This is a genomic window from Rheinheimera soli, from assembly GCF_031457405.1.
GTDB classification, from domain to species: domain Bacteria; phylum Pseudomonadota; class Gammaproteobacteria; order Enterobacterales; family Alteromonadaceae; genus Pararheinheimera; species Pararheinheimera soli_A.
In genome coordinates, this window is sequence record NZ_JAVDWR010000013.1 from 59451 (window position 1) to 85717 (window position 26267).

Consider the following 26267-nt stretch of genomic DNA (forward strand, 5'->3'; position numbering starts at 1 on the left):
ACGGCGGTTTTTACGTGGAACTACAAAGTTCTGTTAGTTACGACGACGGCGTAAGAAAGCCAGAGGTAATAACATCAGCGATAACCAACCTAAGCTACCGCTTGATTTTTTAGGAGGAGTAACCACCGGAGCTGGTACATCAGTGATATTCAGCGTGACCTGAACTGTATTAGAACTTAAAGTTCCATCAGAGGCGACAACACTGAATACAGCTGTTGTATTTGCCGTAACACTTGGCGCTGTGACTGTGACAGATGCTGTATTTGCAGTGATACTGATCGCTGGACCAGAGACCTGAGTCCAGGTGTAAGTTAAAGCATCACCATCAACATCTGCACCAACCACAGCCAAGGTCGCACTGGCGCCTTCATTCACAGTCACAGCAGCTCCTGCAACCAGAGTTGGAGCGTCATTAACAGCATTCACTGTTACTGCCACTGTAGTTGGAGCTGTTTTGGTACCTGACTCATCCTGGGCCTGATAAGTAAAGCTATCAGTACCGTTAAAGTCTGCAGCAGGCGTGTACACAAACTGACCATCAGTCACAGTAACAGTACCATTGGCTGGTGCTGTCACTACTACAGGGTTAGTTAGTGCACCTTGTGCATTCACTTTCAGCTTGTTGAACGCGTCATATACCTGACCATTACTTGAAACCTGAGCCTTGATTATTTTCTCAAAAGAGGTTGCATCGTTCGCCAATACATCAAGCGCACTACTTGCAGTGTCTTCATCTACAGTAATAACATCAGCCTTACCTAACTCAAGTTCACCAGTGTTTTCAACAGAGTAGTTCATCGCCAACCGGCCACCAGCTACAGTGGTCAGTGCCAGAGCTTGTGATGACACAGGCGCCGTACCAGTACCGTTGTAGTAGCGACTTAGACCCAGAGTACCTGCCGTATCTTCTGCACCTACAGTGACATTAGCTGGCATAGGCCCCATGGCTAAGTAGTTAAAGAAAATATCTTCTGGAGCATTTAACGCCATCCATGCCTGGAAAGTGTACTCATTGCCGCTGGCATCGTCATAAACACGTACTTTATTCCACTCGACGACCAGGTAATTTACGCCACTCACAGTCAGGATAGAGTAATACAGATTACCGCCGCCCGTGCCACCACCTGCTAAATCCATATCAGCCCAGAACGGAGCAATAAGATTATTTGGCGCAGTTGGACTAGGCAACTGCTGGTTAGTGAACGACGCTGCCGGGGTAGTTGCAGTATTAGAGAAATTAATAATACCGTTGTCTGACACATAAACACGGCTATAGGTCTGCCCGTTAAATGTGACTGGCATACCTATACCGCCAACGTTCAATCCCTGATAGAACTCATCACAACCACCTGTACATGCTATACGTGTACCGCCATTAGTGGCCAGTTCATAGTTTATTGGCGTGTCAGTGTTCAAGCGCATACCTGGCACATTCAAACGACCAGACCAGGACACTGCCGGTGTATCACCTTTGGCATCAAACAAGAACTGAGTACCACCAGTTACTGTAGCCACACCACTGGATTCAACCAGTTTAGTTCCTGCCGGAAGTCTAGATACAACAGAGATCTGGCCTGTGAAAGCCTTGTTGTTAAAGGTTGTAGAAACCTGAGCTGGAGCATCCGGGCTTAACTCACCTACTGAGACAGCAGAAATCATTGAACTGTCAGAAGATGTAGCAACACGTACAGCAATAGGCATAGTGGCAGAAGGGATGCTTGCATCACTTGCTGTCCATTCAACTTTGCCAAAGCTCCAGGTGTTTAAGGCAGCAAAAGAACCATTTAACTTCAGGCTGAATTCAGCAGAATCACCTTCTGTACCGTAAGGTTTTAAGGTAACAGAAGACACATTGAATTCCCCTGTCATTCCGGCATCGCTCAGAGACAGAGAAGGTGTCCAGGTCACTTCTTCATCCGTCATGTTACGAATAGTCCGAGTAAAGGTACATTCAGCAACACAAGGGTCCTGTGCAAAAGATGGTTTATCAAAAGTAACACCAGCTTTAATGGCCCGCTCTAAATCAAGACGGCCGGCACCAACATCAAAAGGAGTGGTTGCAGTGACAGAGTCTTCTTTCTTCAATCCATTCACAGCAGTTGAAGTTAATGCTGTTTTAATTTCAACAGCTGTCCAGTCAGGATACAATTGCTTCATCACAACTGCAGCACCAGCTACGTGTGGAGAAGCCATTGAAGTACCACTGTTAAGCTGGAAAGTACGTGAATCAGCAAAAGCATCAGGTGAGGTTGAAGACAAAATACTGCTGCCTGGAGCACCAATATCAGGCTTCAGGAAGTTACTGTTACCATTAGGACCACGAGATGAGAAGTCACTCATGATATCTGTAAACTGTGCAGACATGACTTTGTCCGCCTGAATACTGATAGTAGCTACAGCATCAGCCACCAACTTCGCACCATCCGCCTTACTAATCATGACTGCAGGTATAGTGATACCAGGAGTAGACATGGTAGACGGTTCGCCGTCACTGTTTTGGATCACTATTAAACCAACTGCACCAGCAGCCGCAGCATTATTAGCCTTGTCACTAAAAGCACAGGTACCACGGGAGATCACCGCTATCTTGCCCAGAAAGGTATCTGCCGGGAAAGCGGTACAACCTAAAGCGTTAGTAGGAGCAACTACAGAAGCTAAGACGAGAGGAGCAGAAATGTCTTCCTTCATGTCTTTTACAGTAGTTTTGAATTCTGAACCAGCAATAGCCAGAAAATCCTGCCCACCCGCTGTTACCTTATTGGCAAAGTAGCGACCATGCGTAGTACTGGCTACGGTTATACCGCTTTCAATACAGGCAGGACAACCTATAGTTTTAGCTGTAGGACCATCGTTACCAGCCGCAGTTACTACAACAACACCTGCAGCTTCAGCTGCTAAGAAAGAATCGCGATAAGGACTGGCTGCCGGATCACCACCTGCACCACCACCCCATGAGTTATTGATAACGTCAGCGCCATCTTTAACTGCCCAGTCTAACGCTTCTAACAACATGATGTTAGAACCACTGCCTGTGACAGTGCCATCTGCACGAAATACCTGAAATAATGCTTTATAAGCCATCAGATAAGCGCCAGGGGCCACACCTGAAACGTCAACTTCTGTAAATCCTTCTTTAGCCTCAGTGACTACAATACCTTTGTCGTCAGTGTTACCACTACCGTTAAAAAATACTTTAGTTGGCATACCGGTTACAGTGCCGGCCACATGTGTACCATGACCACCCTGACCCAGAGGACTCATATATTCTTGCGGAATAGTAGCGAAGGTTGGAGCGCTGTATCGAGCGACAATTAACTTGTTATTACAAAAATCAGGTTTAGTAGTTGCACAGTAGTCGTCTGTTGCTCTTACTTCAGGCGCAGTAAAGCCTGTGTCACGGAACATTGGGTTTTCTGGACGGATACCACCATCTATTACTGCAACCTTAACGCCTTTACCCGCTTCGGCGTTCCCACCTAACTGCTCCCATACCTGTTTTGCTTTAATCAGATCCAGTGAAGCGTCCATTTGTTCATAGTACATTTCTTCACGATAGACTTGTGCCACACCAGGCATCGCTGATAACTGCTCAAAAATATCGGATTCTGAAGTTACGACCACGGCATTCATTACTGTATCGTAATGACGCTCAACCTGAGCATCCGGTATAGACTTTTTCAGACTCTGAGCAAAACTTTGACGCTCAGCAGCCAATACAGCTGAATGCTTCACTGCAGCAGCAGAGCTCATATCCAGTCTATTGCCTTTAGCTTGCACAGACTTTTCAGATACTGAAGCAGCCTTAGCTAAAGGTGCATTTTCCAGTTTTACAATAAAGTAGTTTGGACGTTGCTCTAACTTAACTTTGTTTTTGATAGAAGTATCGAAACTGATTAGATTTTCGACTTCCGGAGAATATTGAGACTTTTCTGGTGCAGAAGCCAAGACTGGACCTGCAAGAGCCGCAGAAACTGCGACCGCTAATAGTGAATAACCTTTACGTTGCATTATGAACCTTCCTAGATTTCTAAGTTTTTTATTATTAACACTGCTATTTTTACTGAGCTTGCGCACATCCATATATATTACAGTTGACTTACAGATTACAAGAAGATGTTAACCAAAAAATTAAAAAACATGCAGAAGACAAAGAACGAAAACACATAAAACATATAACAATCAAAATGTTACAAATAAAAACACCCGTTAAATTATAAAACCATTAAAAGATAGATGAAATTAATTAATTCACAAACTCACAAAAACGGTCGGCATCAATGTAAATATATACAAAATGCCTGTGTATAAAATTCAGGCAACCAGTTCAGGCACAAATATCTCAAGCTTTGCAGGATCTAAACGATGGAAGAGACGCCTATGAAGCCCCACACTATGCTGACTATGCAGCAATGGTTTGCTAACAAAGCTACCGGCAATTTCCCGGTACTGGCTTTGTTGACTGCGCCATTTCGCCCAGGTCACACAGGTTATCTATGATCCCGGAGTCTCACAGGCTTGTCGCCGCCCTGTATCTTCAAGTCACCTGGGTATATAACAAGGCCGGAGCGAAGCCGGGCCTGTGCTGATTAGAGAAAAAAAGCCTGCAACATTGCTGTCGCAGGCTTTTTGTTTCGATCCTTCTGAGCGCTTGCTATCGAACCTATGTTACCAATAAACGGCTGTACTCATACGAAGGCTAAACCTCTGTTAGTTACGACGACGGCGTAAGAAAGCCAGAGGTAATAACAGCAGCGATAACCAGCCGAAGCTACCACTTGATTTTTTAGGTGCCGGAGCAACTGTTACATTAAAAGTAGCTGTGTTGGAGGTTAAACCAGCACTGTCAGTCGCAACTACAGTCACAGCGACAACGCCTGCTTCATCCCAAGTCGGTACCCGGGCCAGATTGATCTTACCATCGGCATAAGTAAACAGAGCTGGTGTCACTGTGACTTTATCCAGAGTCGCCTCTGCTTCGTTGATAGTCACAGCCACAGTACCCACCTGAGTACCAGCCGCAGCAACTGTTGCCACTATAGTACCGGCCGTGCCTGATGCAGAAATAACTGGCGGAGTATCAGCAACGTTCGCTACTGTAATATTTACAGCTGCCGGCGCAGAAGTAGTACCCGCCTGATTCACTGCAACAACAGAGAGTTGAGCACCAGTGAAACCCGCTTCATAATCCAGTAAGGAAGCATCAGCAACCACTACAGTACCATTTTTCTCAACAGTAAAAGCCAGACTCGAGCCACTTGTCACCAGGAACTCTGCAACAGCCGGATCCAGCAGGCCTGTTTCAGCCGTCAGTTGGCCTAACACAGTTCCTGTCGGACTGTTTTCATTAACAATGTATTGAACAGTTCCGGCCATAACAGGAGCAGGAGCAGGAGCAGGAGCAGGGTTCACTGTGACATTAAAAGTGGCTGTGTTGGAGATCAAACCAGCACTGTCTGTAGCAACTACAGTCACAGCAACTGTGCCTGCTTCCTCTTTAGTCGGCACACGGGCAAGGTTGATCTTACCATCAGCATAAGTAAACAGAGCTGGTGTCACAGTCACTTTATCCAGAGTCGCACCAGCTTCTCTGATAGTCATAGCTACATTACCCACCTGAGTACCTGCTGTAGCTACAGTTGCAACTATGGTCGCAGCAGTTGCTGAAGCAGTAATAACAGGCGGAGTATCTGGCACGTTAGCCACTGCAATATTTACAGTAGCTGGTGCAGAGATATTACCTGCCTGGTTCACTGCCACAACAGAGAGTTGAGCACTGGTGAAACCCGCTTCATAATCCAGTAAGGAAGCATCAGCCACTGTGACAGTGCCATTTTTAGACACTGAAAATGCCAGACTTGAGGCTCCGGCCACCAGGAACTCAGCAACAGCCGGATCCAGTAAACCTGTTTCAGCCGTCAGTTGGCCTAACACAGTGCCCGCTACGCTGTTTTCGTTAATGCTGTATTCAACAGTTTCAGCCATCACAGGAGCAGTTGTTGAAGACGGAGATTCTGCAGCAAAAGCCACATCACCTACAGCAGACAACAAAACAACGCCGGCACCCTCTGCACCATCAATCTCAATACGGGCTTCCTGACCTGGCGCCAGACTATGTATCAGATCACCTATCGCAGATGGTGATGCCTCAGTAGGAGCAGGCTCTGCACTCAGTGAAGTTAAAGTCACAGTTGGAGCTGAAACAAGTTCAGCATCAGCTTTAATAGAATCATCCAGTTCAGGACCCCAGTCTGCGCCAATAGCATTACCATCATTAATAGTGCGGTAACGCATACCAATAGTGCGACCTAAATCACCTGCAAATAAACCAATGTCTTCAAAACAAGCTGACAAGGTAACGCTACGTTGACCCACTGAATGGAACAGATCAGACACAGAGCCACTGTAGGCACCGTATCGCGTGATAAATGTACCCATCACTGCAGGGAAAGCTGCATAGTTAGCACCCAAACGAGTCAGTAATAAGCTGTTCAGTTGATAGTCGTATACACCATCATTATCAATATCTAAATCCACACCCACGTTCACTTGCTGAAGATGACTCAAGCCATTTTCCAGAGTTAAAGTAGGAGCTAACAATAAACCCGAAGTACAGTAAGTTGTTGGGACCTGAACCACATCAAGTGAAGCTGCACGTAAATCGTAAGGGTTGCTTGCATCTTTTGGAGAAGTGCCAACCAGCTGAGTCGCAAAAATATCTGCTTCTACAGCGCCGGTGTTTTTCACTACTTTTACTGAAGCGTTACCAATAAATCTGCTGCTTAATTCCAACGCTGCATTAGCTCTGGGCAGAATGTGATACACCAGATGTAAATCGTTGGAGGCTTCAGTGGTTGCATCGTTAAAAATTAACGCGCCATCGTATTCAACTGTCGTCAACTGAGCGTTTTTCTCAGTTAGTTCAGAGGTATTCGCCAGTTCCCACTCAGGCAACTTCGTAGGATCAATGGTCACTTTCACATCAAACTTAGTCGATTGACCAGGCGCAACAGTCACAGTTTCTGGAATTACCCAGCTTAAAGCTCCGGTTTCTGTGTCATCGGCAAAACGATCCTGAATACTCAGACTGTAGGTTTTTGGCTCTGTACCAAAGTTTTTCAGCGTCACAGTTTTTGTCAGCGTTGTAGTTTCAGTCAGAGTATTCAGACCAAAAGACAATGCTGCCTGAGCAGTATTAAATTTCGCATCTTCAACCCAGGCTGCAACAGGCAGCTTGACTGCTTTTTCAACGTTCACCAAACCAGCGCCCATAGCAGAAATAGGTGCTAATTCAGTATCAGGATGCGCTTTTGGCAGGGTATAAACCTCCATATCCGCAGTGTTCATCAGGGTAGCTTTCACTTCCTGAGCTGTGCGGTTTGGCAGCGCTTCACGTAATAAAGCTGCGGCACCGGCCGTCATAGGACCAGAAAATGAAGTACCTGAGTTCAAGGCTGTTTGATCACCAGTACCAACAGCTGCCATCACAATGTTTGTGCCTGGAGCAGTAATTTCTGGTTTTAACAAACCTTCAATAGACGGACCACGTGAGGTGAAAGTCGCTAAACCGCCCGCAGAGCTGATTGATTTAGCCACTATGCTGTAGGCTACATCACCGTTGGTCAAGGCAGCTTTGATTGCATCGCCATCTTCTTTTGAAATACCCACAGATGGAATAGCAACAGCAGGGTCTGCACCACCGGCATTCACCGGGCCTAAACCATTAGCATTATTGGCAATAAGCACAAAGGCTGCACCGGCATTTTGAGCATTGATCACTTTTGCCGTAAAGTTACAGGTACCATGGTCGATTAACACTGTTTTGCCTGTTAACGAACCTGCTGCAAAAGCAGTGCAACCCTGAGCATTGGTTGACACAAAAACCAATGGGTTCGCTGTGCTGTTAAAGCTAAATTCACCGACTGTGTTAAAACCTGAAGGGATCATGTCGATTTTTTTGCCGGCAATATCGTTCGCCTCAAAAATAACCGAAGACCCGGCAGGATGCGTCATAGCACCAACAGACAATGCATTTGGTGTAGTACTTGGACCACCGACAATAAATGGATTCGGGCCATCGTTACCAGCTGAGATCACCATATTGATACCCAGAGTGGCCGCTTTTTGAATTAAAAACTGAGTACCACTGGTGGCCTTTGTGGTGCCAACGTCACTACCCAACGACATATTGATCACATCAACACGGTCAGAAATATCGCCATCGTCATTTGGATCCAAGGCGGCATCTAAAGCACCAATCTGAGCGGCACCAGGGCAAGTTGCAGTGCAAACGGTATACCCATAAAACTCGACATCAGGAGCAATAGCACTGACTGAACTGGCGACAAAAGTGCCGTGGCCTGCGCTACGAGGATCAATTGGGTTTGGATCATCGTTTACGAAGTCGTAACCACCTAAGACTTTACCCTGAGGCCAGGTTGGCTGAGCGCGCTGATTTACAGCATTATAAGCTGCAACTGTGCCGGCACCGCCCATTGATTTATCGGTGTAATCTATACCTGTATCCAATACAGCGACTGTAATACCTTTACCTGAAGCAATACCAGCTTTGACTACTGCATCTGCTTTCATATACACAGCACTGTCAACAGCCATTGGTTTGCTGTCGTAAACAGGGTAAATAGAAGCGACAGCAGGATTTGCCTGCAGCTTTTGCAGAGCATCAGCTGATGCACGAACCACTAAACCTGATGCCAGATTTTTTGTCGTTGCCAATACCTGCGCGTCACGATCTAAAGTTAATAAAGCTGAGGTTACTGATTGCACAGAATCAGAAATACTTGCAGAGGCGGCCTGGATGGACGCTGGATCAGCGCTTCTTAAATCCTGCAAACCTGCTTGTTTTAAAACGACGTAATAAGAAGACGGGATACCTTGAGCTTGATTTTTAGTTATGGAACCTTTTGCTTCTTTGCCAGCTAATAAGTCTTTAACTGACTGCGTACCCATTTTATATTATTCTAAGGTTGCAGCCGTAGCACCGCACGATAATGCCAGGCCTATAGCTGAAGCCAGCGCTGTTTTGCCAATATGTTTCATGTATTCTCCGTTTAGGATGTTATGTATTTCTCTGGACCATCTTATTATTTTCGATGCACGTCAGTTCTTTGACCTTTATCACGCACACTTCAATTACATTAATTAACACATCAGTACAAGAATGTCACACGCTCCCGCATCGGTGTTAGCACTAATTTACAGGGGAGCAAACTTTAGGTTGGATATTTATTCGAGCTGCTCAAATTGCTCAGAAAGCTCTGTATCATCTGGGCAATGCAGCCCGGCTGCTTTAAACTAGCGGGACAATTTAGTTCAGACTGGATACGCACCATGGCCAAAGCCTGCGCCTGCCATATTTTGGTAAAAACTGCTGCAGAGGCAGAAAAATTAAAACAATTGCTGGCCAAAGGCGCTAGTTTTCATGATTTAGCTAAAAAGCATTCACTTTGCCCTTCTGGCAAAAAAGGCGGCGATTTAGGTGAGTTTAAACCGGGCCAGATGGTCAGGGCTTTTGATGACGTTGTGTTTAAAAAAGCAGTACTGGAAGTGCATGGCCCCATCAAAACTCAGTTTGGTTATCATCTGATTAAAACCCTGTACAGAAGAAGTGAGCGGAGAACCTGATGCGTTTTGTACACTGCAGTTATGAAGAACATGCCGAAGCCATTCTGATCATTTTTAACCACGCTATTTTAAATACTACTGCTTTATATGAATACAAGCCCCGCACTATGGAGACTATGCAGCAATGGTTTGCTAACAAAGCAACAGCTAACTTTCCGGTGTTGGGGCTGATGAATGAACAAGAGCAACTGGTGGCTTTTGGCAGTTTTGGCACCTTCCGCGCTTTTCCGGCTTTTAAGTATTCAGTAGAGCATTCGGTCTATGTGGCACCTGATCAAAAAGGCAAAGGTTATGGTGCTTTGGTATTGCAGAAAATCATAGAACAGGCTCAGCTGGAGAATTATCACCTGTTGATTGGTGGTATAGATGCAGCTAACGATGCCAGTATTGCTTTGCATACCAAACATGGTTTTCGCCACAGCGGTACTATCACTCAGGCTGGCTTTAAGTTTGGCCGCTGGTTAGATCTGGCTTTTTATCAGTTGACGTTAAAAACTCCAACTGACCCTACGGACGGATAAGAGGGCTCACCCCCTCTGTTTAAGCCGTCCGTTCAGGCTGTTTTATTTTTTCCCTGTCAGTTGCGAACGTAACTTGGCTTTTTCTTTTGCCAGCTGTTTATTGCGGCTTGCCACTTTTTGTACCCGTTCTTCTTCAGCGTCAGCTTTTTTGCTGCTGTGATTCATTTTTGGGTCGTGTTCGTAACCCGGTAAAACCTGCTGTGTGATCACTTGTTTGGTCAGTTTTTCTATAGCTTGCAGCATTACCAGATCATCTGGCGTGATTAAGCTTAAGGCCAGGCCTGAATTTCCCGCCCGGCCTGTACGGCCGATACGGTGCACATAATCTTCAGCCACCTGCGGCAAGTCGTAGTTGACGACTATTGGCAGCTCTTCAATATCTAAGCCGCGGGCCGCGATGTCAGTTGCAACCAACACACTTAATCTGTTGTTTTTAAAGTCATCAAGCGCTTTGGTGCGGGCGCCCTGGCTTTTATCACCGTGAATAGCGCCGGCTTCAATGCCATCCAGCCGCAACTGTTTAGCTAAACGGTCAGCGCCATGTTTAGTACGGCTGAAAATCAACACCTGTTTCCACTGCCGCGAACCAATCAGATAAGACAACATCTCGCGTTTGCGCTGTGAGTCCACTCTATACGCCAGTTGCTCTATTTTATCTGCAGTACTGTTAGGTTTAGCCACTTCAATCAACACCGGCGACTTTAATAACGTATCAGCCAGCTCTTTAATTTCTTTGGCAAAAGTTGCGGAGAAAAACAATGTCTGCCGCTCTTTGGGTAAACGCGCCATAATACGTTTGATATCGTGAATAAAACCCATATCCAGCATACGATCGGCTTCATCCAGTACCAGAATTTGCAGCTCTGACAAGCTTATTGTGCCCTGATGCAAATGATCCAATAAACGCCCCGGTGTGGCGACTAAAATATCTAAACCACGGCTGGCCTGATCGTATTGAGGGTTAATAGAAACACCACCGTAAAACACCGCATACTTTAGCGGTAAATCAGCGCCATAAGCTTTGACACTGTCGGCCACCTGCTGTGCCAGTTCCCTCGTAGGCGTCAGCACCAAACAACGCACCTGCAGATTATTAACTTTGGTGGTGTTTTTGCTGAGCAACTGTAATACAGGCAAAGTAAAAGCAGCAGTTTTCCCTGTACCGGTCTGAGCACCGGCAAGCACATCTTTGCCTTCTAAGATCACAGGTATGGTTTGCTGTTGAATAGGGGTTGGGGTGTGGTAACCCTGATTGGTCACAGCAGAAAGAATACGGGGATCTAAACCAAGCGTGGCAAATGACATGCAATTTCCTTTAAAGTATCGGCCTTTGAGCCTTTAAAACAGCGCTAGTGTAGCAGAACAGACGGAACAAGGCATGACCGCAGTATCAACCCTATGGTTTGTTTATATGGTACGCACCGCAACAGGCGCTTTATACACAGGGATCAGTACCCAACCTGAACGGCGTTTACGCCAGCATAGCGGCGAATTAACAGGTGGTGCCAAGGCGCTGAAGGGTAAGGGTCCGCTGCAGTTAGCCTTCAGTTACCCCATGCCCTGTCGCTCCTCAGCCAGTAAACTGGAATATCAACTGAAACAATGGGCTAAAAGCGACAAAGAGTTGCTGCTTCAACAAGCCGACAAACAACTGAAGCGGCTTGAGCAGTTATCAGGCGAAAGTCGCATAGGCACAGAACCCGCTTCAGATTACACTGTTCTCTGTATAAAGGAGTAGCGATGGAAAGTTTTGCTTTGGTTCTGGTGTATCTGATCATCGGTGCTTTGCTGCGTAAGCTGCCGCAGTTTCCGCAGGAAACAGGTTTAGTGCTGAATCAGTTTGTGCTTTTTGTTGCCCTGCCTGCATTAGTGTTACAAAAAATTCCGCTGTTAGAATTCTCCAGCCAGCTCTGGTTACCAGCTATTACGCCTTGGGTACTGCTGGTGATAGTGGCGGCTTTAATTATTCTGGCGGGTAAATTCTGGCACTGGGAAAAAACCACAGTCGGCGCTTTGCTGGTGGTTTTACCTTTGGGCAATACCTCTTTTTTAGGTTTTCCTATGGTGGAAGCCTTTTTTGGCGAAAAAGCCCTGCCCTTCGCCATGATTTACGATCAGGCAGGCTCCTTTGTGGCGCTGGCAACTTACTCCACTATTTTAGCCGCCTGGTACAACCCCAATGCAGCCACACCAACAGCAGGCCAAATCGCTACCCGAATTTTAACTTTCCCGTCTTTTATCGCCTTAGCTCTGGCGTTGGCACTGAAACCCTGGCCTTACCCGGCATTTTTCAGCCTGATACTGGATAGCCTGGCCGCTACTTTAGTACCGGTCATTATGATAGCGGTAGGTTTTCAGTTCAGATTGCAGCTGGACAATAAAGAAACAAAACCTCTTATTTTTGCCTTGGGCGTAAAACTGTTTTTAATGCCTCTGCTGGCTTTAGGATTTTTAAGCTTATTTAAACCAGATCCTTTATTGCTGCAGGTGGTAGTGTTTGAAGCTGCTATGCCGCCTATGGTGTCGGCCGGCGCCATCGCTATTGGGGCCGGACTGGCATTGCGTTTAGTACCTGCTTTGGTGGGGTTGGGCTTACTGTTCAGTTTTATCAGTCTGCCGCTTTGGTATCTGCTGCTGCAGCTTTACCTGTAAACAGAGGCTGATGGTCTTTTGCGGCTTTAGGCTAATCAGGTTCAGCACCAGGCTCTGTCGGAGGTTTTTTTTTCATTCGCCCAGCCTGAATTAAAGCATCCCGCAGCAGATATTCTATTTGGCCATTGACACTGCGAAACTCATCGTCGGCCCAGTGCTGCAAAGCCTGCAGCACTGTTTCATCCATACGTAACGCAAAGGCTTTTTTTGACACTAGCTCCTCCGCTTAGTACAAGGTACCGGTATTGATCACAGGCTGCACCTGATGATCACCACATAACACCACTAATAAATTGCTGACCATAGCGGCTTTACGTTCTTCATCCAGCTGCACCATATTTTTCTCTGATAAACGTGCCAATGCCAGCTCCACCATGCCTACGGCGCCTTCAACCAATTGCTGACGAGCCATCACCACAGCTCTTGCCTGCTGCCGCTGTAACATAGCGCTGGCAATTTCAGGCGCATAAGCCAAATGACTGATACGGGCCTCTAGTACTTCAACACCGGCTTTTTCAAGTCTGGCCTGAATTTCACCTCTTAATAAATCTGTGACTTCAGGGCCATTGCTGCGCAGGCTGATCTCGGTGTCTTCTGCAGCTTCATAAGGGTAACTCGAGGCTAAAAAGCGCAACGCAGCTTCACTTTGAATGCTGACAAAGTTTTCATAGTCTTCCACTTCAAATACGGCTTCAGCGCTGTCTACCACTTTCCATACCACCACAGCCGCTATTTCAACCGGATTACCACTGTGATCATTGACTTTAAGTTTGCCACTTTCAAAGTTACGCACCCGTAGCGACACTTTTTGTTTACTGTAAAAGGGGTTAGCCCAACGTAAGCCGGTTTGCAAATCAGAACCTACATAACGACCAAATAACTGCAGCACAGCACACTGATTTGGTTGCACCATATAAAAACCAAAAAAACCTATTCCCACTAAAATCAGCGCCAGTATAGCGATCAGTTTCAGTGCCCCGGCAAACGCCAGTAAAGCAACACCCGATACCACAAAAGCTGCAGGCAACACAGCTAACATCATTAAGCCACTGCGGCTTGTTGCAAGATATTCTTTCATTACCCCACCTCAGTTTGATATCAATTCAATATCAAAATAGCTTCACTTAGGATAAATGCAAGGGAATAAGTACAAAAAGCATGCAATCGACCGCAAAAAGCTGTGACTTCATTGACACAATGACATTTGATAAATATGATAAAAGTAATCAAATTAGAAAGGTCTTTATGTCAGAGCAAAATCAACTTCTTTCCACCCGACAAGCGGCAATACTTTTAGGTGTTTCAGTCCGTACTATTCAGCTTTGGGTTGAACAAGGTTTGTTAAGCGCCTGGAAAACGCCGGGGGGGCACAGACGAATAGTGCAGGAATCCCTGCTGAGTTTGCTCCATAAAAGACAAAAATTGCAACCTCTGACTTATGTGCTTTGCGTCAACCTTGATGCAGATTTTTTCAAATTATTACAGGTTTTATGTCAGCAGTGGCATTTCCCGGTTGAACTACAACAAGCCCGCAACGCTGTTGATGCACTCTTGATGATGGGTGAACAAAAACCTGAACTGGTGTTAATGACATTTGAACAGCAAGGTATTGATATGACCTTGCTGCAACAAGAGCTTGTACAACATCAGGTCAAACTGGCGTTATTATCTGCCGAAGATCCACAGCCCGGGCTTACGATGGAAATGATTTGGTTACGCCAGCCATTTGAGCCACTGCAATTTAAAACCGAACTGCAAAAATTATTGTTTGCCCGTTTGCAACAAGCTGGCTGACCACTCTCCGATAGCAGACCAAGAGTCAAAAAAACCGGCATCAAAGCCGGTTTTGTCAGTTAAATCAGCAGTTAAACCAAACTGACTTTGGCAAATTTACGTTTGCCCACCTGGAAGATATGGCAACTGCCTTTGGCAAATTCCATTTTGCTGTCTTCCACTTTAGTTTCACCGTCCAGTTTCACAGCGCCTTGCTTAATCATACGCAAAGCTTCCGAGGTACTCTCAACTAAGCCCGCTTCTTTTAATAAGTTGGCGATCTGAATACTGTCAGTAGTTAAGGTCAAAGTCAGTTCAGGAATATCGTCCGGTAAAGCGTTTTTCTGAAAACGCTGGATAAAATCCTGTTCTGCAGCATCAGCGGATGCCTCATCGTGGAAACGGGCAATAATTTCCTTCGCTAGTTCAATTTTGATATCACGCGGATTACGGCCATCTGCAGCTTGTTGTTTTAATGCAGCAATATCGGCAATAGGACGGAAACTCAGCAAATCGTAATAACGCCACATCAGCTCATCACTTATGGACATCACTTTGCCAAACATCTCAGACGGCGTGTCAGTAATGCCAATATAGTTGCCCAACGACTTGGACATCTTTTGCACACCGTCCAGACCTTCGAGCAATGGCACCATGATAATGGTTTGTGGGCGCTGACCTTCGTCTTTTTGCAGCTCACGCCCCATCAACAGATTAAAACGCTGATCGGTTCCACCCATTTCGATATCGGCTTCAAGTGCAACCGAATCCCAGCCTTGCACCAGCGGGTATAAAAACTCGTGGATAGCAATAGACTGATTATTGGCATAACGTTTTTTGAAGTCGTCACGTTCCAGCATTCGGGCAACTGTCTGACGGGCTGCCAATTTGATCATACCGGCCGCGCCTAACTTTTCCATCCATTCGGAGTTAAAAGCCACACGGGTTTTTGCCGGATCAAGAATTTTAAATACCTGCTCTTTATAAGTCTGTGCGTTTGCCAACACATCCTCTCGGGTTAACGGCTTACGCGTTACGTTTTTACCTGTTGGATCACCTATCATGCCGGTGAAGTCGCCAATAAGGAAAATGACATCATGGCCCAACTGTTGAAAGGTACGTAATTTGTTGATGAGAACCGTGTGACCTAAATGCAAATCTGGTGCAGTGGGATCAAAACCTGCTTTGATTTTTAAAGGTTTTCCTTCCTTTAACTTGGCAATCAGCTCTTCTTCTAACAAAATCTCTTCGCAGCCGCGTTTTATCTCAGCCAGCGCCTGCTCCCAGTGAGCCATGGTCTACTCCTACTTCTTTTGTATTCGGTAAAATTCCAAGTCTGCATTCTACTGAAACATTTCTTTAGATCAAACCAACAAAAGTGTGGCATCGCACAAAAAATCGTTATATGCTCATTTTTTTATTGGTTTGTCTGATAATAATAAGAGATGCGCTTTCTATGATTTCTTCTTTGCCTATCAAACATCGGTTATTAATCGGCGCTCTAAGCGGCATTGTTGCCGTTATGCTGTTGATCCCGTCAGAACAAGCTTCAGCCTCCAGAACTACAGAAACATCTGAGCTGGAAGTTGGAAAAAGATACAGTATTGATATTCCTTTGGTGGAAGAGAAAATTGCAGCTTCGCAGCTTGCAACTCTGCCACACGAAGACAACTCACTGGAGTGGGTGACAGTGGATGTGAAAAAAGGCGACATTCTGTCTGCAATTTTTCGCAAAGCTAAATTAGATCAAGCCACAATGCTGGAAGTGCTTGAACTGGGTAAGCCAGTGAAAACTTTAACCCGCATCTTTCCTGGCGAGCAAATTGAATTTGGTTTAGATAATCAGGGCAAATTGCAGGAAATCCGTTACCCAATCAACAACCTGAAAACTTTACGAGTGCAACGTACCGCCAACGGCGAATTTGCAGCAGAAGAACTCTTAAAGGAAGTTGAAACCCGTACTGAAGTCGTCAGCGGCGTGATCAACGGTTCGTTCTGGAATGCAGGTCTGGAATCAGGTTTAACTGAAGCTCAGATGCTGACCCTAGCCAACAATATCTTCAGCTACGATATCGACTTTGGTTTAGACATCAAAGCAGGTGACAGTTTTAGCGTAATATTTGAAACACGTTATGCCGATGGCCAGTTTGTCGGTAATGGCAATATACTGGCAGCACAGTTTACCAACCAGGGTCAGGTGTATCAGGCAGTTCGTCACAAAGACGGCGCTTTTTATAAGCCGGACGGGAAAGGCACTAAACAAGCATTTTTACGCGCCCCTGTTGCTTTCCAGTACGTCAGCTCCAATTTTAATCCTCGCCGTTTACACCCAGTGTTAAAGAAAGTTCGCCCTCACAATGGCGTGGACTATGTTGCTGCTGTCGGCACTCCTATTATGGCGGCTGGTGATGGTAAAGTCATTGCTTCCACCAATAATGGGGTGAATGGTAACTATGTGTTTATCAAACACAAAAACAACATAGTGACTAAATACCTGCACTTGTCCAAACGTGATGTGAAACAAGGTGAAAACGTACGTCAGGGTCAGGTGATTGGTCGCTTAGGCGCTACTGGTCGTGTGACTGGCGCTCACTTGCATTATGAGTTTGTGGTAGGTGGTGTGCATCGTGATCCACGTACTGTTAAATTGCCCCAGGCAGAAGCTTTATCACCCAGTGAACGTATCGCTTTTGTCAATGAAGCAAAACAGTTGATTGCGCAAATGCAAAGCCATGAACGGATCACGGTAGCTGCGGCTGAGTAATGTCCAGCCTTTATATAGGTATTATGTCCGGCACCAGTCTCGATGGCATCGATCTGGTGCTGGTTCGTTTTAGCCAGTCTGCTCGGGAAAAAACCCAGCCTGAATTACTAAACTCCCTGCTTTGTCCTTTCCCTGAACAGTTACGCCTGCAGCTAAGCCAATTGGCTCAGTCTGGTCCTGACGAACTTGAACTGATGGGCTTAGTGGAACAGCAACTGGCATTAGCTTATGCCGATGCAGTCAAACAATTATTATCCAGAGCCAAAGTTACCCCTGAACTGATAAGCGCTATTGGCTGCCATGGCCAAACCATCCGTCATCGCCCTTACGCAGCATTTCCTTTTACCTATCAGATTGGCGATATGTTCCGCCTTGCTGCTGAAACACAAATTCGGGTTGTTGCTGATTTTCGTCGTAAAGATATGGCTTACGGTGGGCAGGGTGCACCTTTAGTTCCGGCTTTTCATCAGGCAGTTTTTGCCAACAGCAGTTACCGCGCCATTTTAAATATTGGTGGTATAGCCAATGTCACTTTGCTGCAACCTGATCATCCAGTGCGGGGTTTTGATACAGGCCCGGGCAATGGACTGATGGATAACTGGATCCAGCAACAAGGTTTAGGTTTATACGACAAAGATGGTCAGTATGCCGCTTCCGGTGCAATACGGCAGGATTTATTGGCAGATCTCTTATCAGACCCCTACTTTCAGTTACAAGGCCCGAAAAGCACAGGCAGAGAGTATTTTAATGATCTGTGGTTAGAGCAAAAATTACACAACGGAAACTATACCCCGGCAGATGTGCAGCGTACCCTCACCCGCTTGACCGCACAAAGCATCAAAATTGCATTAGTAAATGAAGCCATAGATGAGTTATTTGTCTGTGGTGGCGGCGCTTATAACCAGGTACTGATGAGCGACTTGCAGCAAATATTCCCCAAAGTAAAACTGGACCAAACAGCCAGTTTAGGTGTGAAAGCTGATGATGTGGAAGCAATGGCTTTTGCCTGGCTGGCCTATGCTTATGATCAAAAAATTCCGGGTAATATTCCTGAAGTCACAGGTGCCCGCAAAGCTGTGGTTTTAGGCGCGGAGTTTAGCTATTAGCTGAATATGACTAAACCCCACACCAGTTTTGCTATTTAACCAACGCCAGCAAAATACCAGCAGCTACGGCCGAACCTATCACACCAGCCACATTAGGCCCCATGGCATGCATCAGCAGGAAGTTATGTGGATCCGCTTCCAGCCCTACTTTATTGGCCACACGGGCTGACATAGGTACGGCCGAAACACCAGCAGCGCCAATCAACGGATTCACCGGATCTTTGGATAATTTATTCATCAGCTTCGCCATCAATACACCTGATGCTGTGCCTATGCTAAAAGCTACGGCGCCTAATAACAAAATACCTAAGGTTTGAGTCGTCAGGAACTGATCGGCACTTAACTTAGAGCCTACAGCTAAACCTAAAAAGATAGTCACTGTATTAATCAGCTCATTTTGTGCCGTTTTAGATAAACGATCCACCACACCAGCTTCACGTATTAAGTTCCCCAGACAAAACATACCAATTAACGGAGCTGCTGTAGGTAAAAACAAGAAAGTTAAGATCAACACCAGCAGAGGAAAGATGATTTTTTCTTTCTGGCTGACTTGCCTCAGCTGCGCCATCTTAATTTTGCGTTCATCCACTGTCGTCAAAGCCCGCATAATAGGCGGCTGAATAATAGGCACCAGCGCCATATACGAATAGGCAGCCACAGCTATAGCCCCCAATAATTCAGGCGCCAGTTTTGAAGCTAAGAAAATAGCGGTAGGGCCATCAGCCCCGCCAATAATGGCGATAGCTGCTGCTTCCTGCATAGAAAAACTTAAACCCGGTACCCAGTTCAGCGCAATAGCGCCCAATAAAGTAGAAAAAATACCAAACTGAGCAGCAGCGCCTAATAACAACATTTTAGGGTTAGCTATTAAAGCACTGAAGTCGGTTAAAGCCCCTACACCTAAAAAGATCAGCAGAGGGAAGATCCCACTTTCAATACCAACCTGATAGATGGAATACAATAGACCACCCGGATCGCCCATTCCTGCCAGAGGGATATTAGTCAAAATAGCACCAAAGCCAATAGGAAGAAGCAACAGCGGCTCAAAGCCTTTAGCTATCGCCAGATACAATAACAAAAAGCCGACAGCCATCATAACAAGAGCTGGCCAGGTTAAATGTGCCAGACCTGTAGAATCAATCAGTGTTAACAAAACGTCCATGATCTATCCTCAGGCAAAACTAACCAGCAGATCGCCGGTAGTGACTGCAGATCCAACACTGATATGAATTTCACTGACAATGCCCGACTGACTGGCACGAATTTCAGTCTCCATTTTCATAGCTTCCATTAACAGCACCACCTGTCCTGCTTCCACCTGTTGACCCACACTGACTTTAAGCGCCAGAATATTGCCGGCCAAAGGTGAATTTAACTTGCTGGCAGGCTGAATGCTGGCCGACTGAGGAATATTTTCACCCACCAGGGCTTTGATCTGCTGCACTGCACCTGCAGGCCCCACTTCAACCTGATACAGCTTGCCATCCACTTTGACACTGTAAACACCCACGCCGGAAGCAGTGTTATTGACCTGTTCCACCTGAGTATTCGCCTGGTTTACCGGCTTTTGTTGGCGGGGTGCAGGTTCAAACTTCGATGCATCACCTCTGTGCTGTAAAAACTTCAGGCCAACCTGTGGGAATAAAGCATAGGTCAACACATCATCAATTTTGTCTTCAGCCAGTTTCAGTTGCAGCTCCTGAGTCTTACTTTCAAGCTCAGTGGTTAATGCCGCAAGTTCAGGCTGTAATAAATCGGCCGGACGACAGACAATGGCTGCTGCACCAGCCAGTACCCGCTGTTGCAATGCCAGGTCAACAGGAGCTGGTGTTGAACCGTATTCACCTTTGAGCACTGCAGCAGTTTCTTTGGTGATGGTTTTATAACGCTCACCCGACAGCACATTCAGCACAGCCTGAGTACCGACAATTTGTGAGGTTGGCGTGACCAGCGGTAAATAGCCTAACTCTTTGCGTACTTTAGGAATTTCAGTCAGCACTAAATCCATTTTGTCCAAAGCGCCTTGCTCTTTCAGCTGGCTTTCCATATTGGTTAACATACCACCTGGTACCTGAGCCAATAAAATACGGGCATCAACCCCTTTGAGTGAACCTTCAAACTGAGCGTATTTAGTCCGTACATCACGAAAATAAGCGGCAATTTCTCCGAGTAAGACTAAATTCAGACCAGTATCCCGCGCTGTGCCTTCAGTGATCGCCACCATAGTTTCAGTTGCGCTGTGGCCATAGGTCATGCTCATAGACGAAATAGCGGTATCCAGCATATCTATACCGGCATCAATAGCTTTCTGATAGGTGGCCGTACTTAAACCCGTTGTAGCATGACACTGCATAGCTATAGGTAACTTGACCCGTTCTTTTAAGCGGGTGATCAGTTCTTCGGCCACATAAGGTTTCAGTAAACCCGCCATATCTTTAATACAAATAGAATGGCAGCCCATATCTTCCAGCTGCATCGCCATATCCAGCCAGCCATCAATGGTATGCACAGGGCTGACTGTATAAGACAAAGTGCCCTGTGCATGAGCCCCTACTTTGACCGCAGCCGCTACTGCTGTATGCAGGTTACGCACATCATTCATGGCATCAAAAATGCGGAATACGTCTATGCCATTGGCAAAGGAGCGCTCAACAAAGGCTTGCACTACATCGTCAGCATAATGGCGATAGCCTAATAAATTCTGACCACGCAACAGCATTTGTTGTTTGGTATTGGGCATGGCCTTTTTTAGCTCACGCAAACGATGCCATGGGTCTTCACCTAAATAACGGATACAGGCATCAAAGGTGGCACCGCCCCAGGATTCCATCGACCAGTAGCCTACCTGATCAAGTTTGGCCGCTATGGGCAACATATCTTCTAAACGCAGGCGCGTGGCTAATAAGGATTGATGGGCGTCTCTGAGCACCAGCTCAGTCAGTAATAATGGTTGGCTCATTTTTATCCCTTATTTTGTTTTTGATGATGTTCAATGGCTGCGCTGATAGCAGCAACAACAGAAGGAGAAACAGCTGCCTGTGGTGTTGTTCCAACAGCAGCGGGTAAAGTCGGGCTCGAATGCCGGAGTAATCTGGACATGCCTTGAACAGCAAAAACCAATATCATCAAAAAACTAAATACAACTCCCATGCCCACGACCATCAACACAGCTGCATCCAACAGTAAAACACTGACTTGTTGCTCCGCGTCCATCTTATGTCCTCTCCATAAATAATTTGCATTGATTAATAGCAGTTTTCTCTAAAGAACATAAGCCATTGCTTAATCACTTTGATTGATGCCTGTTATTTATACAACTTATACGTAACTCTATTGACAAAGGCAAGAAATAGCCATTTAGACAGCTAAGAATCTAAACTTCTACTACAACGGTAAGCTGGGGCTGAACTTGATCGGGCAGGTAAAAAAACAAAGCCCACCAATAAGGTAAGGCTTTTATTCAACTGAAACTGGCTTTGGCCAGTTTCTTCACGACAAAATTAAGAAGCAGGATTTTCTGTGATCATAGCTGCTATCTGACTGGCGACCTGACTCCAGCCCTGGCCCAAGGTTTTCACTACTGCATCATAACCATCATTGGCAAGAGGCAACTGCAGCTCAAAAGGCTGCTGCTTCACCACTGCACCTGACAATAAATGCGCCTGACCACTGATCAATATCAGGCCCTGTGCAGTGGTATGAAATTGGGTCACCTGTACTGTCAGGCGGCTATCCCCAGGACTACTGACCTGTTGAGTTACACGCCAGTCCGTTAAAGCCGCTGATAAATGCGCCTGCAAATTGCGGGTCAGCTGTTGATCCAAAGCTTCAGCCCAATGGTGACTGCGGGTCAGTTGCAGATTGACTTCATTATTCTGATACACCAGCGCATTAGTGTTTAAGTAACTGGCAACCATGACTGGTTCTATCACCAGTACTTTAATGCTGGCTGCAGCCGGAGCTTTGGCAGCGACAGCGGGCAAGCGATAATACTGCAGTTCAGATGGAGAACTGCCACAACCGGCCAGAGCCAGACTTAAGCATACAAAAGCTAAATAACGCATTAGTTGGCCTTCTCAGGTTCTGGATCTTTAGGCAGATCGGCTTTAAAAATCAGTGAGTTACTTTGATTATTCATAGTTTTGATCACAGGCTGCAAATCACGTAACAATTGATCCATCGATTGCAAATTGCCATTTAAGCGCTCATAAGCAGGCGACCCCGGAGAAAAACCAGCCAGCGTTTTACGCAATTCAGCCAGACTTTGCTGCAGATCAGCAGGCAATTGTTGTACCGCATTGTGTTTCACCAGTTGATCCAGGGACTGGATCAGTTGCTCAGCATTTTTCAGCATGGTTTCACTTTGTGCCAAAGTAGCTGAGCTTTGCGCCAACACATCTTCCACAGGTAAACGGTTCACCTTATCCAGCACCTGCAATACTTTTTGTTCAATATTGGCTAAACCACTGGGTGCTGTAGGCATAATTTTCAGACCCGCATAATTCGCTAAGGTAAAAGGTGCAGGCACTGAAGCTTCGCTGGAAAACGCGGGCGTTTGCGCTGTCGCGACCTGAACTTTTTCCGAAGGCTCTGCATCCGCAAGGTTCGAAACAGCCACTTTCACTTTAGGGGATCCAATCTGTGTATCGGTTTGCACCAGTTCAATATACAAAGCTCCGGTTAACAAACTACCGGTTTTCAGTACAGCTCTTAAACCCTGTTGCACAGCGGTTTCCAGCTCCTGCGCCAGCTTTTTCAGGCTCATTTCACCTGCCAGACGACCAGCTTCCACCCGCACTAACACTGGAATACCTTTTTTAAAGGCGACATCCAGCGGATTTTCCATATTAAAAAAGTAAGGGGCTACCGCCACAGTACCAATACGTATCCCTTTATATTCCAGAGGCGCACCAGCACTCAGTCCGCGGATCGACTCGTCAAAAAACATCAGGTATTCGTTGTATTCGGTATACAAACCTTCTTTGATCGCCTTTGGGTTTTTAAACAGCTGAAACTCACTGTTGCTGGCTACTTTATCGCCTGCAGGCCAGCCATCCAACACAGCAAAATGCACACCGCCACTGAGTAAAGTAGCGACAGAAGCTAACTCAACCCGCACGCCTTGCGCTGACACATCAAGCGCCATACCGCTGGCTTGCCAGAAACGTACGTTTTCAGTGACTAAGGAATCGTAAGGTGCCCGGACAAACAACTGGTAGGTCATATGGCCTTGTTCAGCCACAAAGTTGCTGGTCTCTACCGTACCGACCGCATAACCATGATACAAAACAGGGTCGCCTACAGCCAAAGCTGTGGCATCATCACTTAACAAAGTAACACGCACCCCTGGCGCATCGGCCGGCGCTATAGGCGGGCTGTCGAGTAATTCATAATAGTATTTATGGACTGAGGCTTTGCCCGGCTGCAGTTCAATATAAGCACCGGACAACAAAGTATTTAAACCACTGACACCACCCCGGCCTACTGTAGGCTTGACGACCCACAACTGCGAGTCTTCATTCAGCAAAGCCTCAAGACCAGGGTCCATTCGGGCTTTGATTAATACTTTGCTTAAGTCTTCCGACAGCTGCACAGATTCAACCCTGCCTATATCCACACTGCGGCTTTTGATTTGAGTTTTACCTGCCACTATACCTTCAGCGTTCAGTGTCACCAGCGTGATGACTGGCCCCTGATTTTTTTGGGTGTAATACAACATCCAGATACCAATCACAACAGCCATTACCGGCACTATCCAGATAGGTGACAATTGTCGGATTTTTTTCACCGCGGCCACCCGGCCTTGCATCTTAGCCACGTCGCAGCTCCTCTTTTTTATTCCGTTGATCCCACAACAAACGTGGATCAAAACTCATAGCGGCGAGCATAGTGGCAATCACCACAGTCGCAAAAATAATAGCGCCCATACCAGGGTACACGCCCATCAATAAATCAAACCGTACTAAAGCGGCCAATATAGCCACCACCAGTACATCCACCATAGACCAGCGGCCTATCCAGTCGACCAGCAAATACACCCGGGTCGACAGCAGCTGTCGTTTATGCCCGCTGTGACTGGCCAGATAACAGAGCCAGAACATCACTACTATTTTCACCACTGGCACCACCACACTGGCTAATAAAATCACTATAGCGACAGGATAAGCGCCATCCTGCCACATCAATATAATACCGCTGATGATAGTCGACTGAATGCTGCTGCCCAAAGACACAGTTTCCATAATAGGCAGCAAGTTAGCCGGAATATATAGCAAAGAAGCGGTGATCAGCCAGGCTAAGGTTTTTTGTAAACTGGCCGGAATTCGGGCTGTGACTTTAGTACCACAACGATCACAATATTTTTGCTCCAGCGGCACTATAGCAGTACAGCAGCTGCAACTGGCTAAATTCAGCGAAACTCCGGTGCGGCCTGCAAAATCAGCAGAAACAGGCTGAGGCGCAGGGGCTATAGACTCCCACAAGGCGTGGCGGTCTATCACCTGAAAAGTACGTAAATGCAGCAGGCAAAATAAACAAAAAGCCCAGAAACTCATGCCTACAGAAATATCGGCGTACACCACCAGTTTGACAAAAGCGACCAGAATACCGATCAGGAAAATATCCACCATGCTCCAGGGTTTGAGCATATAGAGCACGCGGGCAGTCCAGACTAAGCCCCGCACCCGGCGTATCATACCCAGTTTGATATAAATTACGGCCAGCATACAAAAAGCCGGTATGGCCTGAATAAATAACCAGACCAGCACAGCCAGCCACTGCTGATGTTCGTTGAATAACACCGAGGAGGTATCAAAAAAACTCATGATATGAACGTTACCCGCCACATCCATACCAATAAAAGGAAAGAGGTTGGCCAGGATCAGCATAAACAATGAGCTTATGGCATAAAGCACAGGACGTAACACAGGATCTTTCTGCCGCATATCCAGTAAATAACCACAGCGGCTGCAGGCAGCTTCCTGACCGATGGCTAACAGCGGCAGTTGTTGCAATAGATCGCAGTGGCGACAAAGCACCAGTTCAGCAACAGGTGGCGCAGAATGCTCTAAACCAGACTCCAGATCAGACAAAGATATTCCTTTGCAAAGGCCTACACCGCGAATAGCGCTATTGTAAGCAAAAAAAATGGAGTCAGATCAGATTATTTCTAAAGAATAATCTGATCTGACTCCATTTTTAAGCCGTTACTTGTTACTCAACAGCTTTAGATACACCCACCATAGCAGGACGTACTAAACGGCCGTTCAGCTCGTAGCCTTTTTGCATCACAAAAGTGACGGTATTTGGCGCCACATCAGCACTTGGCTGAATAGACATGGCCTGATGGAATTCAGGATTAAACGGCTGACCTTGTGGGTCAATTTGCTGTACACCGTTTTTCGCCAGCGTATCCAGTAAACTTTTCAGCGTTAAATCTACACCTTCACCAATAGCTTTCTGGCCGTCGTCTTCACGATTTAAGAAAGTTAAAGCACGCTCGAGGTTATCTACTACGGGTAATAAATCACCGGCAAAACGCTCCAACGCAAATTTATGGGCTTTTTCAACGTCCATGGCTGAACGACGACGACTGTTGTCTGCTTCAGCTTTAATTCTAAGCATTAAATCATGCTGATCTGCCAACTGGGCTTTTGCCTGCTGTAATTCTGCATCCAGCTTTGCAATAAGTTCCTGCTCCGGCGTCAGTTCTACGACCTGTTGCTCTGCCGCTGCTTCCGCAGCCTGTTGTTGTTCAGTTTGCACTTTATCTTGCTCGCTCATTAGTTACTACTCCACCATAGGTTGGCT

The 26267-nt window shown here is 46.3% G+C and carries 20 protein-coding genes; 7 read left to right on the forward strand and 13 right to left on the reverse strand.

Going from position 1 to position 26267, the window contains the following annotated elements; genetic code table 11:
- Window positions 1-33: 33 nt before the first annotated feature.
- Together J2W69_RS15635 and J2W69_RS15640 are read right to left on the reverse strand one after the other, a co-directional pair.
- Entirely contained in the window at window positions 34-4008 is a 3975-nt protein-coding gene (locus J2W69_RS15635) for a S8 family serine peptidase (RefSeq protein ID WP_310280210.1), read from the reverse strand.
- 699 nt (window positions 4009-4707) lie between these two features.
- The gene (locus tag J2W69_RS15640; protein WP_310280212.1) at window positions 4708-8967 is read right to left on the reverse strand and encodes a S8 family serine peptidase; all 4260 of its coding nucleotides are present in this window, start codon (window positions 8965-8967) and stop codon (window positions 4708-4710) included.
- A gap of 381 nt (window positions 8968-9348) precedes the next feature.
- Between J2W69_RS15640 and J2W69_RS15645 the strand changes: the two genes are divergently transcribed.
- Together J2W69_RS15645 and J2W69_RS15650 are read left to right on the forward strand one after the other, a co-directional pair.
- Window positions 9349-9642, forward strand: coding sequence for a peptidylprolyl isomerase (locus tag J2W69_RS15645; RefSeq protein WP_310280214.1), 294 nt, complete (start codon window positions 9349-9351; stop codon window positions 9640-9642).
- The gene (locus tag J2W69_RS15650) at window positions 9642-10163 is read left to right on the forward strand and encodes a GNAT family N-acetyltransferase (protein WP_310280215.1); all 522 of its coding nucleotides are present in this window, start codon (window positions 9642-9644) and stop codon (window positions 10161-10163) included. Before J2W69_RS15645 ends, J2W69_RS15650 begins: the two co-directional genes overlap by 1 nt.
- A 42-nt stretch (window positions 10164-10205) precedes the next feature.
- Here the strand turns inward: J2W69_RS15650 and J2W69_RS15655 are convergent, their stop codons facing one another.
- Window positions 10206-11468, reverse strand: a complete 1263-nt coding sequence (locus J2W69_RS15655; RefSeq protein WP_310280217.1) for a DEAD/DEAH box helicase — start codon at window positions 11466-11468, stop codon at window positions 10206-10208.
- Between the two features lie 73 nt (window positions 11469-11541).
- On the opposite strand from J2W69_RS15655, the gene J2W69_RS15660 reads away from it, so the two are divergent.
- Together J2W69_RS15660 and J2W69_RS15665 are read left to right on the forward strand one after the other, a co-directional pair.
- Window positions 11542-11901, forward strand: a complete 360-nt coding sequence (locus J2W69_RS15660) for a GIY-YIG nuclease family protein (RefSeq protein WP_310280219.1) — start codon at window positions 11542-11544, stop codon at window positions 11899-11901.
- A gap of 2 nt (window positions 11902-11903) precedes the next feature.
- Window positions 11904-12815: an AEC family transporter gene (locus J2W69_RS15665; protein ID WP_310280221.1), complete on the forward strand. Its 912-nt coding sequence runs from the start codon at window positions 11904-11906 to the stop codon at window positions 12813-12815.
- Window positions 12816-12846: 31 nt separating this feature from the next.
- Here the strand turns inward: J2W69_RS15665 and J2W69_RS15670 are convergent, their stop codons facing one another.
- Together J2W69_RS15670 and J2W69_RS15675 are read right to left on the reverse strand one after the other, a co-directional pair.
- A complete protein-coding gene (locus J2W69_RS15670; RefSeq protein WP_310280223.1) occupies window positions 12847-13029 on the reverse strand; it encodes a type II toxin-antitoxin system antitoxin in 183 nt (60 codons plus the stop codon).
- Between the two features lie 12 nt (window positions 13030-13041).
- Window positions 13042-13893, reverse strand: a complete 852-nt coding sequence (locus J2W69_RS15675) for an SPFH domain-containing protein (RefSeq protein ID WP_310280225.1) — start codon at window positions 13891-13893, stop codon at window positions 13042-13044.
- Window positions 13894-14060: 167 nt separating this feature from the next.
- Here J2W69_RS15675 and J2W69_RS15680 point away from each other — a divergent pair, with 167 nt between their 5' ends.
- Window positions 14061-14609: a MerR family transcriptional regulator gene (locus tag J2W69_RS15680; RefSeq protein ID WP_310280228.1), complete on the forward strand. Its 549-nt coding sequence runs from the start codon at window positions 14061-14063 to the stop codon at window positions 14607-14609.
- Window positions 14610-14680: 71 nt separating this feature from the next.
- On the opposite strand, the gene tyrS is transcribed toward J2W69_RS15680, so the two are convergent.
- Window positions 14681-15883 (reverse strand): tyrosine--tRNA ligase, encoded by a 1203-nt coding sequence (tyrS, locus tag J2W69_RS15685; protein ID WP_310280230.1) that lies wholly within the window; start codon window positions 15881-15883, stop codon window positions 14681-14683.
- A gap of 161 nt (window positions 15884-16044) precedes the next feature.
- Here tyrS and J2W69_RS15690 point away from each other — a divergent pair, with 161 nt between their 5' ends.
- Together J2W69_RS15690 and J2W69_RS15695 are read left to right on the forward strand one after the other, a co-directional pair.
- The gene (locus J2W69_RS15690; protein ID WP_310280232.1) at window positions 16045-17352 is read left to right on the forward strand and encodes a peptidoglycan DD-metalloendopeptidase family protein; all 1308 of its coding nucleotides are present in this window, start codon (window positions 16045-16047) and stop codon (window positions 17350-17352) included.
- Window positions 17352-18458 (forward strand): anhydro-N-acetylmuramic acid kinase, encoded by a 1107-nt coding sequence (locus J2W69_RS15695; RefSeq protein ID WP_310280234.1) that lies wholly within the window; start codon window positions 17352-17354, stop codon window positions 18456-18458. Before J2W69_RS15690 ends, J2W69_RS15695 begins: the two co-directional genes overlap by 1 nt.
- 31 nt (window positions 18459-18489) lie before the next feature.
- Here the strand turns inward: J2W69_RS15695 and J2W69_RS15700 are convergent, their stop codons facing one another.
- From J2W69_RS15700 to grpE, 7 genes are all read right to left on the reverse strand, one after another.
- Complete coding sequence (locus J2W69_RS15700) at window positions 18490-19620, reverse strand: sodium ion-translocating decarboxylase subunit beta (RefSeq protein ID WP_310280237.1); 1131 nt, start codon at window positions 19618-19620, stop codon at window positions 18490-18492.
- A gap of 9 nt (window positions 19621-19629) precedes the next feature.
- The gene (gene oadA / locus J2W69_RS15705) at window positions 19630-21417 is read right to left on the reverse strand and encodes a sodium-extruding oxaloacetate decarboxylase subunit alpha (protein ID WP_310280239.1); all 1788 of its coding nucleotides are present in this window, start codon (window positions 21415-21417) and stop codon (window positions 19630-19632) included.
- A gap of 2 nt (window positions 21418-21419) precedes the next feature.
- Window positions 21420-21671, reverse strand: coding sequence for an OadG family protein (locus J2W69_RS15710; protein WP_310280241.1), 252 nt, complete (start codon window positions 21669-21671; stop codon window positions 21420-21422).
- Window positions 21672-21958: 287 nt separating this feature from the next.
- The gene (locus J2W69_RS15715) at window positions 21959-22522 is read right to left on the reverse strand and encodes a PqiC family protein (protein ID WP_310280243.1); all 564 of its coding nucleotides are present in this window, start codon (window positions 22520-22522) and stop codon (window positions 21959-21961) included.
- Window positions 22522-24267 (reverse strand): intermembrane transport protein PqiB, encoded by a 1746-nt coding sequence (pqiB, locus tag J2W69_RS15720; RefSeq protein ID WP_310280264.1) that lies wholly within the window; start codon window positions 24265-24267, stop codon window positions 22522-22524. Before pqiB ends, J2W69_RS15715 begins: the two co-directional genes overlap by 1 nt.
- Before the next feature lies 1 nt (window position 24268).
- Window positions 24269-25549: a PqiA/YebS family transporter subunit gene (locus tag J2W69_RS15725; protein WP_310280245.1), complete on the reverse strand. Its 1281-nt coding sequence runs from the start codon at window positions 25547-25549 to the stop codon at window positions 24269-24271.
- Window positions 25550-25670: 121 nt separating this feature from the next.
- Window positions 25671-26240: a nucleotide exchange factor GrpE gene (grpE, locus tag J2W69_RS15730; RefSeq protein WP_310280247.1), complete on the reverse strand. Its 570-nt coding sequence runs from the start codon at window positions 26238-26240 to the stop codon at window positions 25671-25673.
- Window positions 26241-26267: the final 27 nt, after the last annotated feature.